A 13,815-nucleotide genomic window follows, 5' to 3' on the forward strand; every position below is an offset into this window, starting at 1 on the left:
CGCCGCCGCGCCGCCCTACTCCGCGGGCAACGGGATCGTGGTGATCGGCGTCTGGCAGCCGGGCGCACCGGCGGCGGGCCTGGTCGGGCTGAAGTACCACGCCGGCCAGTCCCCGCTGCTGAGCCGGGAATGGACCAGCGACGCGGTGGGCGGCGGCGTCATCGCCAGCCCGGTGTTGTCCGCCGCCGGTGCGCCCGGCTGCCAGACGCCGATCACCACGATCCCGTTGCCCGCGGAGTAGGCCGGCGCGGCCGCGACCGGGCAGCCCTGCCGGGCGGGGGCGCAATCGGCCAGACCGCGCGTCGCATCGGTGGGGTCGACGCCGTCCACCAGATCGAGCGGGCTGCCGGATACCTCGCCGCGGTGTGCGTCGAAAACCAGCACCTGCCCCAGATGCGTCGCGACCAGCAGCTGGCCGTGTCCGAGAAACCTTGGGGTGGTGGGCATTCCGATCACCGGTTGCCGCCATCGCGTCCACTGGGTCACCGGAAACGACAGGAACGCCCCCGGTTGGCCGACGTAGAGGTTGTCGAAGCCGTCGAACAACGGGCCGGCGAAGCCCCCGCCCTGGACCAGCCGGACACACCAGCGCTGCCGCCCGTTGTCGTCGTTCTGCCACTCCATCAGCGAACACCCGGCCGGCGTCTGGCCGTTGAGGGCGAGATAGCTGCGCGCGCTCAGCGCCGGGCCGGCCGCCAGGCTGCCCTTGACCGATCGCGTCCACTGCAGCGAGAGCTTGGTCGCGCCGCCCGTCGCGGTGTAGCCGCTGTTGGCGGCGTCGCCGTACTGCGCGGGCCAGCCCTGCGCGGGCGAGGCGTCGACCCACGAGTCGGTGTTGCCGCAGCCCGCGAGCCCGGTCGTGAGCGCGGCGGCCAGGGCCGCACGGGCCGAACGCCGAAGCCCACGCAGGAGATGTCGGGCAAGCACCTCGGGTTTCCAACTCCTCTGTGCGGGTGGCGATCGCGTACACGTGAGGGTAACCCGTGCGGGCTGTGCCGTACCCGATCGCCTCCACGGCCCGCCGTTCGGGCGTGCATCGTCGGCGGGATAGGCTTTCCGGCCATGACGAGCATGTGGAATGCTCCGCTGCACCGCCGCTGGCGCGGATCGAACCTGCGGGACCCTCGCCAGGCCAAGTTCCTTACGCTGGCCTCCCTGAGGTGGGTGCTGGCCAACCGCGCCTACACCCCGTGGTACCTCGTGCGCTACTGGCGGCTGCTGAAGTTCAAGCTGGCCAACCCGCACATCATCACCCGCGGGATGGTGTTCCTCGGCAAGGGCGTGGAGATCCACGCGACCCCCGAACTGTCCGAGATGGAGATCGGGCGCTGGGTGCACATCGGGGACAAGAACACCATCCGCGCGCACGAGGGTTCGTTGCGGTTCGGCGACAAGGTCGTGCTGGGTCGCGACAACGTGATCAACACCTACCTCGACATCGAGTTGGGCGACTCGGTGCTGATGGCCGACTGGTGCTACGTCTGCGACTTCGACCACCGCATGGACGACATCAACCTGCCGATCAAGGACCAGGGCATCATCAAGTCCCCGGTCCGTATCGGCCCGGACACCTGGGTGGGCGTCAAGGTGACGGTGCTGCGCGGCACGTCGATCGGGCGCGGCTGCGTGCTGGGTTCGCACGCGGTGGTCCGCGGCGTGATCCCCGACTACTCGATCGCGGTCGGCGCGCCGGCCAAGGTGGTCAAGAACCGGCAGCTGTCGTGGGAGAGCTCGGCCGCGCAGCGCGCCGAACTCGCGGCGGCGCTGGCCGACATCGAGCGGAAAAAGGCGGCCCGGTAGCCCTATTCGGCGTGGTCGTCGACCTTGTAGTCGAAGCTGACATCGCCGGCGTCGACGCTGGTGACGGTCACCGAGATGCCGTACTTCTGGCCGGAATCGGTGAGCTCGCACCGCAGCGTGGCGCCCTCGACGCCCTTGAGGTTGTCCGGGCACGACACCGAGTCGGGCTTGCGGCCCACCTGCTGGGTCAGCTTGTTGCTGAGAATGCCGGCCACCTGGTTCTTGTCGACGGTCTCGACCATGTCGAACTTGACGTCGTTGCCGTTGACGCTGGTGACGGTGACGTTGACGTTGAACGTCTGGTTCTTGACCTTCATCGTGCAGTTCAGCTGCGCCCCGACCTTGGCGGGCAGGTCGTCCGGGCAGGTCACCGACTCGGGTTTGTTGCCGGCCGCGTCGGTCATCTTCGAGGTGATCTGGCCGGCGACGTCACCCTTGCTCACCGCATGCTTCGACGTGACCGAACACGAACAGGCGCCGACGCCGGCCATCAGCCCCGCGGCGCTCCCCGCAACCAACAATGTCCGGACGATCGACCGAGCCATGGCGCCTCCCGAGGGCGAATCGGCAACTGTGAGTCGGCTGATAATTGCATGCCAAAACGCTTCGGGTGCGTGAAATTGCTCAGATGCTCTGATAACGGCGCAGGGCCTCGGCGCGCTCGGCGCCATGGTCGACGATCGGCACCGGGTATCCCCGGGGTCGTTCCCCAGCGCGCAGGTGCGCGTCGTCGGCGGCGCGCAACTCGGGAACCCAGCGCCGGATGTAGTCGCCCGACGGATCGAACTTCTCGCCCTGCGTGACCGGGTTGAAGACCCGGAAATACGGGGCGGCGTCGGTGCCCGACCCGGCGCACCACTGCCACCCGTGCTGATTGTTGGCAATGTCCCCGTCGACCAGCTGGTCCAGGAACCACTCGGCGCCCCACTGCCACGGCAGGTGAAGGTCTTTGACCAGAAACGACGCGACGATCATCCGCACCCGGTTGTGCATGAAGCCGGTCTCGCGGAGCTGCCGCATCCCGGCGTCCACGAAGGGAAACCCGGTCTGGCCGGCCTTCCAGGCCTCGAAGCGGCGCTTGGCGTCGGGCCCCGCGTCGGTCCGGATGCCGTCGAACTGGCTGTTCCAGTTGTGCCACGCGCTGGACGGCCAGTGGTGCAGCACATCGGCATAGAAATCGCGAAACGCCAACTCCCGCAGGAACGCTTGCGCGCCCGCGACGCGCAGGTCGAGGTCGGCGACCATGGTGCGTGGATGGACGCACCCGAACTTCAGGTACGCCGACATCCGGCTGGTGCCCGCCAGGTCGGGCCGGTCGCGGTCCTGGCCGTAGCGATGCAAGCCGTTGGCCACGAAGGACTTCCACTGCCGCAGGGCGGCGGCCTCCCCGCCGACCACGTCGAGCGCCGCGCCGGGGTCGGGTATCTCGCACCGCTTGATCGGCAGCCGCGCCGGGTCGAGCCAGCGCGCCGCGCCGGCGCCCGATGCGGCCGGCGCCCGCCACCCCGCCTCGCGCCACTCGCGCAGAAACGGGGTGAACACCCGGTAGGGGGAGCCGTCCTTCTTCGTCACCCGGCCCGGGGCCACCAGGTACGGCGAGCCCGTCGCCACCAACGGCACGGAATCGAGTGCCGCGCGCACTCTTTCGTCGCGGCGCGCGCCGTACGGCGCGAAATCGTCCGAGATGTGCACCGCCGACGCGCCGATTTCCCTGGCGACGCGCGGGATCTGCTCTTCGGGCCGCCCGCGGATCACCAGCAGCCGGCCGTCCAGGTCGTCGCGGAGTTGCCGCAGCGAGTCGCCGAGGAATTGCAGCCGCCGCGACCCCGACGACGCCTCCAGCCGCGGATCGACGACGAAGCAGGCGAGCACGTCGCCGTCGTCTCGCGCGGCCGCGGCCAGGGCGGGGTGGTCATTCAGCCGCAGGTCGCGGCGAAACCACAACAGCGTCGGCATGATTCGGTGCCCCTCCTCAGCGGTTGAGCCGCCAGACCCCGGTGGCGAGCACGGTGGCGAAGGCGCACCACAACGGGTAGGCCGCCAGGGCCGCTCCGGCCCGCCGGTCGGCCCGCGCGGCCCGGCGCGCGAGGTCGGCGCTGCTCGCCGTCAGCGCCGCGGCGCCCAGCGCGGAGGCGCCCAGCTTGTGGTACCGGAAGAAGAGCCAGCTCCACCCGGCGTTCAGCGCCAGGTTGACGCCGAGCGCCGCGGCGTAGCGGCGTGCCTCGTCGTGCTGTCCCCGGGCGCGGAACCGGTCGATGGCCGCCGCGGAGGTGGCCGCGATGTCGGCGTAGAGCGTGGTCCACACCAGGGGGAACGCGGCGCCGGGCGGCTGGTACGCCGGCTTGCGGAGCCGGGCGTACCAGCCGGGCACCCGCATGGGGCTGGCGATGCTGCCGGTGCCGGCGGCGATGGCGACGGCGGCTGTGGTTGCGGCAAGCGTCGACTTGTTCACGCTGTGCCTCCTTTCGGTTGGGTGGGATCGGCGGGCCACCAGATGCGGTCGCCGATCAGGGCGAAGAGCGCGGGGATGACGAGGGTGCGCACGATGAAGGTGTCGAGCAGGATGCCCAGTCCCACGATGATGCCGAGTTGCGTCAGCACGATCAAGGGCAGGACGCCCAGCACGCAGAACACGGCCGCCAAAACGATGCCCGCGCTGGTGATCACGCCGCCGGTCGCCGACACCGCGCGCACCATGCCGTCCCGCGCGCCGTGTCGCGCGGCCTCCTCGCGCGCGCGGGTGACCAGGAAGATGGTGTAGTCCACGCCGAGGGCCGCCAGGAACAGGAACGCGAACAGCGGTGTGGTGCTGTCCAGCGCGGGGAATCCGAAGGCGTGGATGCTGGCCCAGCCGCCGAGGCCCAGCGCGGCAAGCGCCCCGAGAATCGTTGCGGCGAGCAGGGTTGGCGGCGCCAGGGCCGAGCGCAGCAGCAGATACAGGACGGCCAGGATCACCGCCAGGATCGCCGGGATCACCACCGACCGATCGTGCGCGGCCGCGTCGCGGACGTCGAGCGCCTGCGCGTCGGCGCCGCCCACCAGCGCACCGGAATCGACGGACGTGGTCGAATCCCGCAGTGCCGCAATCGTTCCCAACGCCCGACCCGATGACGGCGGGGCGTCGATCACGACGGACCACTTCGTCAGGCCCGTGCTCGACCGGCCCGTTTCGGACGCCGAGATCACACCCGGGGTGGCGACGATGGCCCGCTGCAGTTCCGCCGCCCGCGCAGACGGCCCGACGACCAGCGTGGGGCCGGCCATGCCGCCCGGAAAGTGCGCGGCCACAACCTCATAACCCGCCACCGAGTCCGCCCGGACCCGGAACTGCTCGGTCTGCGACAGGCCGATTCGCGTTCCCAGCAGGCCGGTGGCGAGGGCCGCCAGCAGCGCGATCGCGACCGCTGCCACCACGGCAGGTCGCCGGTCCACCCAGGTCGCGATTCGGTGCCAGGGCCCGGAATCCGTTGCGGCGCCGTCGTCCGCGCGGGGGATGAAGGGCCAGAACAGGCGCCGCCCGCACAACGCGAGCACCGGCGGCAGCACCACCAGCACCGAAACCGCGGCGACCACCAGTCCGCACGCCGCCAGGGCGCCCAGGCTGCGGGTGCTCGGGGTGACGGCCAAAAGCAGGGTGAGCAACGCCAGCACCACGGTGGCGTTGCTGGCGACGATGGCCGGCCCGGCCGCGCGCACCGCCCGGCGCAGCGCGTCACGGTGCGCGGGGAGCCGCGAAAGTTCTTGCCGGTAACGCGAAATCAGGAGAAGCGCGTAATTGGTCCCCGCCCCGAACACCAGCACGCTGGTGATACCGGAGGTGGCGCCGTCGAAGCTCAGGCCGGTCAGCGCCGCCACGCCGGTGCCCACCGCGGCGGCCACCCGGTCGGCGAACCCCAGCACGAGCAGCGGCACCAGCCACAGCACCGGCGAGCGGTAGGTCGCGATCAGCAGCAGCGCCACCACCGACGCCGTCACCGCCAGCAGGGTGACGTTGGCGTCGGTGAACGCGTTGGCGATGTCGGCGCCGAACGCCGGGCCCCCGGTGACGTGGGAGCGCAGCGCCGTGGGCAGGTCGGCGCCGGCGGCTGTGCGCAGGGCGGCGACGGCGTGGTTCAGGGGCAGCCCCGACAGCCCGGCGTCCACGGTGACCACGCCGATGGCCGCTTTGCCGTCGGCGGAGACCGTGACCGGTGCCGCCGCGGTGTCGCGGGTGAGCGCCAGCATCCGGTCGCGGGCCGCGCGCGCCGCGGCGACGTCCGCCGGCGCCAGCACCCCGCCGTCGGCGCGGCTGACGACGGCGATCAGCGGCACCCGGTCGCCGCCGGGGAACTGGCGCGCCAGGGTGTCGACCCTGGCCGAGTCGGAGTCGGACGGCACCGACAGGGGCGCCTGCCCCGCCGCCGCGTTTCCCCCGATGAGCACCACGAGGCCGATACCCAGTAGGACCGCCGCCAGTCCGGGCAGCCACGAACGCCGGTTCGTCACCGCGGCGGCCAGCCCGTCCCACATCACACCCGCAAGCATTTCAGTCGCTTAAACATTAATCAAGTTAACAATCGCGCGTTTGCGCGGTATGCTTGCGATTCTGATGGAATACGCCACCGAACGCGCGCGGCTCGAAGCGCTGATCGCGGCCGACGCGCGTGCCCTCACCGCCGAGTCCGACCAGTTGGGTCGCGTCTTCGCCGCGGTGCATCAGTTGCGTCCCAGCGATTTTCGCGCTCTGCTGCATATCATGGTGGCCGAAACATCGGGTGCCCCACTGACATCGGGGGAGCTGCGCCTGAAGATGGGCCTGTCCGCGGCAGCGATCACCTACCTCGTCGAGCGCATGATCAACTCCGGGCACATCCGGCGCGACTCGGACGCCGCGGACCGGCGGAAGGTCGTCCTGCGTTACTCGGATCCCGGGATGGCCACCGCCCGCTCGTTTTTCACCCCGCTGGGGGCGCACACCCGCGCGGCGCTGGACGATTTACCCGAGAACGACCTTGCCGCGGCGCATCGGGTGTTCGGCGCGCTCATCGCCGCGATGGGTCACTTTCAAGACGAACTGCGCGCTCGAAGCCCTTAGCGCGCCGGTGCCGGGGTCGCGCCGCATGCCTTGCCTTCCCCTGCGATTCACCGTGAAAGGTTCGAAGATGCCATCGCGCCAGCGGTTCGGGCGCCCACCAGTTCAGGCCTCCCAGCACGTGCATGAAGGCCGGGACCAGCAGCGTGCGCACCAGTGTGGCGTCGATCAGGACGGCTATGGTGAGCCCGAGGCCGAACATGCGCATGAAGGACACGCCGGCCGAGATCAGCGCGGCGAACGAGATCGACATGATCAGTGCGGCCGCGGTGATGACCCTGCCGGTGTGGGCGAGGCCGAGTGCGATGCTTTCGTCGTTGTCCGCGCGAGTCCGGGGCGAGGCCAGCCAGTGTTCGCGGATCCGCGACAGCAGGAAGACCTCGTAGTCCATCGACAGCCCGAAGGCGATGCAGAACATCAGCACCGGGACGTTCACCGCCAGCGTGCCGGTGGACGTGGTGCCCGCGGCGCCCAGGTGACCCTCCTGGAAGATCCAGACCAGAGCGCCGAATGCGGCGGTGAGCGACAGCATGTTGAGGACCACCGCTTTGACCGGCAGTATCACGCTGCCTGTCAGCAGGAACAGCAGCACCAGCGTGACCACCGCGATGAAACCGAACACGAGCGGCAGCCGCGACGTGATGCCGTCGACGCAATCGCGATTCGTTTGCGCCGTTCCGGTGAGCAGGACGGGTTGTCGCGGCGGCGCGATCGCGTGCAATCGGTCCAATTGGGCCGCGGAGGCGTCGGTGTAGAGCGGGGCGGTGCTGTCGACCGTCAGATAGGCGCTGCCACGGGCCAATCCGGCCGGAGCCGACGGCGGCCCCCGGTACTCACCGGCGACGAACGTGCCGGTGGGCGCGGACACGGCCGCGACGTCGGGCACGAGGGAGAGCCGGCCGGCGTAGCTGCCCAGGTCCGCGTCGGTGAGGCCGCCCGTCTGGGGAAGGACGATCCGCACCCGGGTCTCGGAGTTCGTGCGGAATTCGCTGCGGATCCGGTCGCTGACGGCGCGCGCCGACGAGGATGTCGGCAGCACCCGGTCGTCCGGATAGCCCCACCTGACGCCGAGGAACGGCGCGCCCAGCGCCAGCAGGAGCGCCGTGAGCGTCAGGCCAACCGGGATCGCCCGGCGCATAACGGCTTTCGCGGTCCGGTACCAGAAGCTGCGTTCCGCGCTCCCCGGCACCGGCGCCGGTCGGCGGAGCAGCCGGCGGCCCAGCTGCCACATGTCGAGCGCGTCGAGCCGGTCGCCGACCACAGCGATGGCCGCGGGCGCCACGACGATCGCCGAGACCGCGGCGAAGGCCACCACGGCCGTCCCGGCGTAGGCGAACGACCTGAGGAAGTACATCGGAAACAGAGCAGTCGCCGCCAGTCCCAGCGCAACGGTGGTCGCGGAGAACAACACGGTGCGCCCGGCCGTGGTCACGGTTTTCGCCAGGGCGGCGTCGCGGCTCGTCCCGGCGGCCAGCTCGTCACGGTAGCGGCTGACGATCAGCAGGGTGTAGTCGACGGCCAGGGCAAACCCCAACGCCACCGTCACGTTGAGAGCGAAGATCGAGACGTCGGTGACCAACGCAATCGCCCGCAGCACCGCGAGTGAACCCAGGATCGCCAGTCCGCCCACGGCCATCGGCAACGCTGCCGCGAACAACCCGCCGAACACCCACACCAGCGCGACGAAACTCAGCGGGATCGCGATGACCTCCATGCGCAGCAGGTCCTTCTCGGTCTGCCGGTTGACCTGTTCGTAGGCCAGCGCGGAGCCGCCCGCCTGCACCGTGATCCCGTCGTGGTCCCGCGCGAACCGATCCGCCAGCAGCTGGGCATGCCCGGGTGCGCTGTTCTCGTCGCCCTTCAGCGCGGCCAGGATCATCGCGATCTTGCCGTCGTCGCTGAACAGGCCCGGGGCCGGATGCGGGTCCCAGGGCGATGTCACCTGCGACACGAACGGGGATTCGGCAAGCCGTCGGGCGATGTCGGTGCCGGCGGCCCGCGCGGTCCCGTCTTTGGCGCCGCTCGCCGAACTCAACAGCAGCACCAGTCCCATGCCGCCCTGATCGAACTTCTCGGAGAGGATCGCGTTGGCGCGGGCCGATTCCGATGCCGGATCCACGAATCCGCCGGCGGACAGGCTTTTCGCGGCCGGTATGCCGAAGACGGCGGCGGCGATCGCGAACAGCAGGGCCACGCCCAGGACCCGTCGCGGTGTCGCAACCGCGAGCCGGGCCGATCGCTTTATCATGTGCCGCCCTCTGGAGTGACCCCCGTGTCGTCGGCCGGTCGCCCGCCGGACTCACAATCGTCGCGCCGAAAGCTCCAGCGCCGTCGGCCGTCGCCGACGTGCAGCTCCGACAGTACGTTAAGATTTTTAACCATTCAAGTACTTAACTAAATCCGGAACTTGCGTTAGGCTCGCTCGCGGTGGACCGTGGATTTGCCGGGTGGGCATCCGGGTATCACCTGACGACGGAACGACCAGGAACGAGGTGGCTGTGCTCGGGCTGATCAAGGCTGTGATGGACCCGGTCATCGATGCCGCGGGCTCCGTGGTCGGCTACCGGCACGGGACCGCGGAGCCGGAGTACAGCGCCGAGAAGCTGGCCGAGGACGTCGAGATCCGCCGCTACGGTGCCCGGATCGCCGCGGAAACCACGGTCACCGCCGGCGAAGAGGCGGCCCGCAACGCGGGCTTCCGCCGGCTCGCGCGCTACATCTTCGGCGCCAACCACGCGGATCAGAAGATCGCGATGACGGCGCCGGTGGCGCAACGCCCCGCAGGCAAGCGGGGCGAGAAGATCGCGATGACCGCTCCGGTGGCCCAGGAGGCCGCCGGCGAAGGCGAATGGGTCATCCGGTTCTTCATGCCCGCCGACAAGACGCTCGAGTCGCTGCCCGAGCCCGACGACGCCGAGGTGCGGCTGGTCACCGTGCCGGCGGAAACGATTGCCGTGCGCCGGTTCACCGGCGGCTGGGGTCGGCGCGCCGTCGCGGCGCAGACCGCCGAATTGATGAACACCCTGCGCGCCAACGGTTTCAAGGCCGTCGACGCGCCCGCGGCCTGGTTCTACGATCCGCCCTGGACGATCCCGGCGCTGCGCCGCAACGAGATTGCCGTGCCGGTCGAGCCGGCCTGACCATGCGGGGATCCACGTTGATCGCCGGCGCGGCGGCGGTGGTGGCGACGGCCACGGCGGGTGGGCTGGCCACCCGGCCGGCGGTGCAGTCCGTGTGGTACCGGCAGTTGCGCAAGCCGCCCTACCAGCCGCCGCGGGCGGTGTTCCCCACCGTGTGGCCCGTCCTGTACGCCGACATCGCCCTCGTGTCCGCCGCGACCGTCGACGCGCTGCGCGACTCGGGGAACCGGCCGGCCGCCCGCGCCTACTCGACCTGGCTCGCCGCCAATCTGGTGCTGAACGCGGCGTGGTCGTGGGTGTTTTTCGATCGCCGCCGGTTGGCGGCCGCGGCCGTCGTCAACGCGGTGCTGGCGGCCAGCAGCGCCGACCTGGCCCGGCGCGCCATCGCCGTGCGGGGACGGCGTGCAGCGCCGCTGGTGCTCTACCCCGTTTGGTGCGCGTTCGCCTTCGTGCTGTCCGCCCACATCTGGTTGTTGAACCGGCGCCGTAGAATCGACCTGCCATGACGGCCGACCGGGGCGAGCTGACCGCCCGCAAGCGCCGCCACATCGACGTGTGCCTCGACGGCGATGTGGGTTATCGGGGCGTGACGACGGGCCTGGAACGCTATCGCCTGCCCTACAACGCCTTGACGCAGACCAGCCTGGACGACATCGACCTGGCCACCGCCTTTCTCGGTGCTCGGCTGCGGGCGCCGATCCTGGTGGGCGCCATGACCGGCGGTGCGCGGCTGTCGGGCACCATCAACCGGAACCTGGCCTCGGCCGCGCAACGGCTCGGCATCGGAATGATGCTGGGGTCACAGCGCGTCATGCTCGACAGCGTGTCCGGCGAGCGGGCCGCCGCCAGCTTCGCCGTGCGCGACGTGGCACCCGACGTGCTGTTGATCGGCAACATCGGGCTGGCCCAGCTGACCAAGGACGTCGTTCCCGACATCGTGCGGGCGCTCGACCGGGTCGAAGCGAATGCGCTTGCGGTGCATACCAATCCGCTGCAGGAGGCGATGCAGCACCATGGTGATACCGATTTCACGGGCTCGCTGGACCGGCTGCACGACCTGACCGGCCTGCTCGGGTACCCGGTGCTGCTGAAGGAGGTCGGCCACGGCATCGGCGCCGCCGCGGTCGCGGATCTGATGCGGTTTTCAGCCGAGCCGCCGGTGGCGGCGATCGATGTGGCCGGCGCCGGCGGCACGTCGTGGTCACGCGTCGAGCAACTGGTCCGCTACGGCGAACTGCGCTACCCCGACCTGGCCGACTGGGGCATCCCGACCGCACAGGCGATACGGGAGGTGCGGGGCGCGCTGCCGGACATCCCGCTGGTGGCGTCCGGCGGAATCCGGACCGGCATGGACGCGGCCAAGGCGCTGGCCCTGGGCGCCGACATGGTGGCCGTCGCCCGGCCGCTGTTGCACCCCGCGATCGAGTCCGCGGACGCGGCGACGGCCTGGCTGCAGCGCTTCATCGATGAACTGCGCATCTGCCTGCATGGTTGCGGCGCCGGCGATTTGGGCGGCCTGCGCGACGTTGGCGTGACGCCGATCTAGGTGTGGGCACGTGGCCGTGATCCTGGCTTATGGGTCGCCCGCGCTGGGGCACCTGTACCCACTGGGCGCGCTGCTGGGTGAATTGGGCCGACGCGGCCACCGGATTCACCTGCGCACCATGGCGAGCGAGGTTCCGGCCATGCGCGCCATCGGCATGAACGCCGAGGCCGTCGATCCGCGGATCGAAGCCATCACCGGCCGGGATTGGCTCGCGCGCAACGCCTTAGGGGTCCTCAAGACGACGCTCGACGTCCTGTGCCGGCGCGCCGTCATCGAGGTCGAGGACCTCCGGCGGGCGCTGAGAGTGGTCAGGCCCGACGCCGTCATCGTCGACGCCAACTGCTGGGGAGCCATGTCGATGGCCGAGGCCAGTGGCGTTCCCTGGCTGGTGTTTTCGCCGTTCACGCCCTACCTGCGGTCGAGCGTCGCGCCGCCGTTCGGTCCCGGGCTGCGCCCGCTGCCCGGCCTCGCCGGGACCATCCGCGACGCGTCGATGCGACCGTTCGTGAGCGGCCTGTTCGATCGGCGGATAGTGCCGCGGGTCAACGCCGTCCGCGCGACACTCGGTGTGCCGGCGGTCAAGTCGGTGGACGGGCTGATGCGCCGCGCCCCGCTGCTGTTGGCGGTCGGCGGCGAGCCGTTCGAGTACCCGCACCCGGATTGGGACCGCGTGCATTTCGTCGGCGCGTGCGTGTTCGAGCCGTCACCCGCGCAGGCCCCGCACTGGCTGGCCGCCGTCGACCGGCCGGTCGTCCTGGTCAGCACCTCCTCCATCGCGCAGGCCGATGCGGCGCTGGGCCGTATCGCCCTGCAGGCGTTGGCCGACGAACGGGTCCACGTCGTGGTGACGTTCCCGGCGGGTGTCCCCGCGGGGCTGCCGCGCATGCCGAACGCCACGGTGTGCCGGTTCGTGCAGCACGGCGCCGTGCTGGACCGCGCGGTCTGTGCCGTCACCCACGGCGGGATGGGCACCACCGTGAAGGCGCTGGACCGCGGCGTCCCGGTCTGCGCGGTGCCCTTCGCCCGCGATCAGGCCGAAGTCGCGCGCCGGGTACAGGTGGCGCGCTGCGGCACCCGGTTGCCGGCGCGAAGGCTGACCGCGGCGCGGCTGCGCGCGGCCGTGCGCGAGGCGATGACGATGACCGAAGGCGCGCGGCGGGTGGCCGCCGGGTTCGCCGCGACCGGCGGCGTGGCGCGCGGTGCGGACCTGGTCGAGCAGCTGCTGCCGGGACGGGTGTTACCGCGCGGCTTCCCGGCGCCGGGCGCCCGCGGCGCCTCGCCCGAGGTGGTTTGACGGTTTCGGGGGCTGGTCGGCGAGCTCATCCTCGAACGTCGACATCGCCGTGATCATCGCGGTGAAGACGCGGTGTGCGGCGAGGAGGTCCTTGTCGCTGAACTCCGCCAGGGCCTTGCTGAGGTGGATCCCGAGGGGCCTGAAGAAGGCGTGCGCCAACGTCATGCCGCTTTCCTCATAGCGCAGCAGCCATTTTCGCCGGTCCTCGGGGTCGGGCTCGCGACGGATATGGCCCGCTTCGATCATGCGGTCCACGAGATAGGTGATCGCCGCGGGCGAGACGTCCATGCGCTGCTTGAGCTGGGCCAGGGTCAACGGCTTTCCCGCGGTCTCGCTGACCATGATGTGCAGCAGCGCGTGGAAATCGCTGCTGCCCACGTCGTTCTCCCGCGCGAAGTGGCGGCCGATGCGGTCGGACTGCGCGGTGATCGCGCGCATGTCGGCCGACAGCTGCTTTTCCAGCTCAGTCCGGTCCGGCGGCGCGTCTTGTGCCCGGCGCTTGGTCACCTACCCGCATCCTTCATCAGAGACACCAGCGTAACCGCGCGGCAATCCCGGATCTACGGCTACCCGCCGCGCGTCAGCGCCGAACCTACCGCAACCGTCCGGCGATCGGCGTCAGGTCCGCGCCGGATCGTGCCCCCAGTTCATCAGCGAGTATCGCCACGAGGCGTCGCCGACATCGCCGTGCGGCCGCTGGGCGAGGTGTCGCTTGGCATCGCCCTCGTCTTCGGCCATCAGTCTTGGTGGTGCCGCAGCGCGCTCGGCTTGTGGACGGCGTCCGCGCCGGTCTTGTCGCTGCGCACCTGATACTGCGGCTCATCCTTCGACGCCCGCACCGTGCGCCCGGCGGCCTCGGTGTCCGAGGTGATCTCGCGTTGGACGGTTCCGACGACGGTGCTGCCGTGGCTTTGCCATTCGACCTTGTCGCCCTTGCGGAACCTCTTGTCGGTCAAGTGTCTTC

Annotated in this window: 14 protein-coding genes and 1 pseudogene; 6 read left to right on the forward strand and 9 right to left on the reverse strand. The window is 70.6% G+C overall.

Annotation, left to right across the window (positions count from 1 at the left end; all coding sequences use genetic code 11):
- Positions 1 to 164: 164 nt before the first annotated feature.
- Positions 165 to 909: pseudogene (locus tag A5696_RS14700) on the reverse strand (pyrrolo-quinoline quinone); the annotation flags it as partial.
- A gap of 153 nt (positions 910 to 1,062) precedes the next feature.
- Here A5696_RS14700 and A5696_RS14705 point away from each other — a divergent pair.
- Positions 1,063 to 1,800 carry an acyltransferase gene (locus tag A5696_RS14705; RefSeq protein ID WP_067880020.1) on the forward strand — a complete coding sequence of 246 codons (738 nt, stop codon included), beginning with the start codon at positions 1,063 to 1,065 and terminating at the stop codon, positions 1,798 to 1,800.
- Between the two features lie 2 nt (positions 1,801 to 1,802).
- Here the strand turns inward: A5696_RS14705 and A5696_RS14710 are convergent, their stop codons facing one another.
- The 4 genes from A5696_RS14710 to A5696_RS14725 form a co-directional block, all read right to left on the reverse strand.
- Positions 1,803 to 2,345, reverse strand: a complete 543-nt coding sequence (locus A5696_RS14710) for a DUF4333 domain-containing protein (RefSeq protein WP_067880023.1) — start codon at positions 2,343 to 2,345, stop codon at positions 1,803 to 1,805.
- A gap of 79 nt (positions 2,346 to 2,424) precedes the next feature.
- Positions 2,425 to 3,756, reverse strand: coding sequence for a deoxyribodipyrimidine photo-lyase (locus A5696_RS14715; protein WP_067880027.1), 1,332 nt, complete (start codon positions 3,754 to 3,756; stop codon positions 2,425 to 2,427).
- Between the two features lie 16 nt (positions 3,757 to 3,772).
- Entirely contained in the window at positions 3,773 to 4,252 is a 480-nt protein-coding gene (locus A5696_RS14720; protein WP_067880031.1) for a TspO/MBR family protein, read from the reverse strand.
- Entirely contained in the window at positions 4,249 to 6,324 is a 2,076-nt protein-coding gene (locus tag A5696_RS14725) for an MMPL family transporter (RefSeq protein WP_067880034.1), read from the reverse strand. Before A5696_RS14725 ends, A5696_RS14720 begins: the two co-directional genes overlap by 4 nt.
- 49 nt (positions 6,325 to 6,373) lie before the next feature.
- Between A5696_RS14725 and A5696_RS14730 the strand changes: the two genes are divergently transcribed.
- Positions 6,374 to 6,874, forward strand: a complete 501-nt coding sequence (locus A5696_RS14730; RefSeq protein ID WP_156738416.1) for a MarR family winged helix-turn-helix transcriptional regulator — start codon at positions 6,374 to 6,376, stop codon at positions 6,872 to 6,874.
- Here A5696_RS14730 and A5696_RS14735 read toward each other — a convergent pair.
- Positions 6,822 to 9,119: an MMPL family transporter gene (locus tag A5696_RS14735; protein WP_082956326.1), complete on the reverse strand. Its 2,298-nt coding sequence runs from the start codon at positions 9,117 to 9,119 to the stop codon at positions 6,822 to 6,824. The genes A5696_RS14730 and A5696_RS14735 overlap by 53 nt on opposite strands.
- Positions 9,120 to 9,369: 250 nt before the next feature.
- On the opposite strand from A5696_RS14735, the gene A5696_RS14740 reads away from it, so the two are divergent.
- From A5696_RS14740 to A5696_RS14755, 4 genes are read left to right on the forward strand one after another with little or no spacing between them, the layout of a single operon-like run.
- A complete protein-coding gene (locus A5696_RS14740) occupies positions 9,370 to 10,011 on the forward strand; it encodes a heme-binding protein (RefSeq protein WP_067880037.1) in 642 nt (213 codons plus the stop codon).
- A gap of 2 nt (positions 10,012 to 10,013) precedes the next feature.
- Positions 10,014 to 10,517, forward strand: a complete 504-nt coding sequence (locus tag A5696_RS14745; RefSeq protein WP_067880040.1) for a TspO/MBR family protein — start codon at positions 10,014 to 10,016, stop codon at positions 10,515 to 10,517.
- Entirely contained in the window at positions 10,514 to 11,557 is a 1,044-nt protein-coding gene (gene fni / locus A5696_RS14750; protein WP_067880043.1) for a type 2 isopentenyl-diphosphate Delta-isomerase, read from the forward strand. The genes A5696_RS14745 and fni overlap by 4 nt, the downstream gene beginning before the upstream one ends.
- A gap of 10 nt (positions 11,558 to 11,567) precedes the next feature.
- Entirely contained in the window at positions 11,568 to 12,851 is a 1,284-nt protein-coding gene (locus A5696_RS14755) for a glycosyltransferase (RefSeq protein WP_067880046.1), read from the forward strand.
- Here A5696_RS14755 and A5696_RS14760 read toward each other — a convergent pair.
- From A5696_RS14760 to A5696_RS14765, 3 genes are all read right to left on the reverse strand, one after another.
- Complete coding sequence (locus A5696_RS14760; RefSeq protein WP_067880050.1) at positions 12,795 to 13,358, reverse strand: MarR family winged helix-turn-helix transcriptional regulator; 564 nt, start codon at positions 13,356 to 13,358, stop codon at positions 12,795 to 12,797. The two genes, A5696_RS14755 and A5696_RS14760, sit on opposite strands and share 57 nt — an antisense overlap.
- 111 nt (positions 13,359 to 13,469) lie before the next feature.
- Positions 13,470 to 13,589: a DUF3140 domain-containing protein gene (locus A5696_RS28400; protein WP_231964335.1), complete on the reverse strand. Its 120-nt coding sequence runs from the start codon at positions 13,587 to 13,589 to the stop codon at positions 13,470 to 13,472.
- Positions 13,589 to 13,807, reverse strand: coding sequence for a DUF2945 domain-containing protein (locus A5696_RS14765; RefSeq protein WP_067880053.1), 219 nt, complete (start codon positions 13,805 to 13,807; stop codon positions 13,589 to 13,591). The genes A5696_RS28400 and A5696_RS14765 overlap by 1 nt, the downstream gene beginning before the upstream one ends.
- Between the last annotated feature and the right edge of the window lie 8 nt (positions 13,808 to 13,815).

Origin of the sequence: Mycobacterium sp. E2699 (assembly GCF_001666745.1) — a bacterium.
In the GTDB taxonomy this organism is placed as follows: Bacteria; Actinomycetota; Actinomycetes; order Mycobacteriales; family Mycobacteriaceae; genus Mycobacterium.

Coding starts and splice junctions, on each gene's coding strand:
- A5696_RS14730 (WP_156738416.1), top strand. CDS start 6,374: ATGCTTGCGATTCTGATGGAATACGCCACCGAACGCGCGCGGCTCGAA.
- A5696_RS14725 (WP_067880034.1), bottom strand. CDS start 6,324: ATGCTTGCGGGTGTGATGTGGGACGGGCTGGCCGCCGCGGTGACGAAC.
- A5696_RS14710 (WP_067880023.1), bottom strand. CDS start 2,345: ATGGCTCGGTCGATCGTCCGGACATTGTTGGTTGCGGGGAGCGCCGCG.
- fni (WP_067880043.1), top strand. CDS start 10,514: ATGACGGCCGACCGGGGCGAGCTGACCGCCCGCAAGCGCCGCCACATC.
- A5696_RS28400 (WP_231964335.1), bottom strand. CDS start 13,589: ATGGCCGAAGACGAGGGCGATGCCAAGCGACACCTCGCCCAGCGGCCG.
- A5696_RS14705 (WP_067880020.1), top strand. CDS start 1,063: ATGACGAGCATGTGGAATGCTCCGCTGCACCGCCGCTGGCGCGGATCG.
- A5696_RS14745 (WP_067880040.1), top strand. CDS start 10,014: ATGCGGGGATCCACGTTGATCGCCGGCGCGGCGGCGGTGGTGGCGACG.
- A5696_RS14715 (WP_067880027.1), bottom strand. CDS start 3,756: ATGCCGACGCTGTTGTGGTTTCGCCGCGACCTGCGGCTGAATGACCAC.
- A5696_RS14735 (WP_082956326.1), bottom strand. CDS start 9,119: ATGATAAAGCGATCGGCCCGGCTCGCGGTTGCGACACCGCGACGGGTC.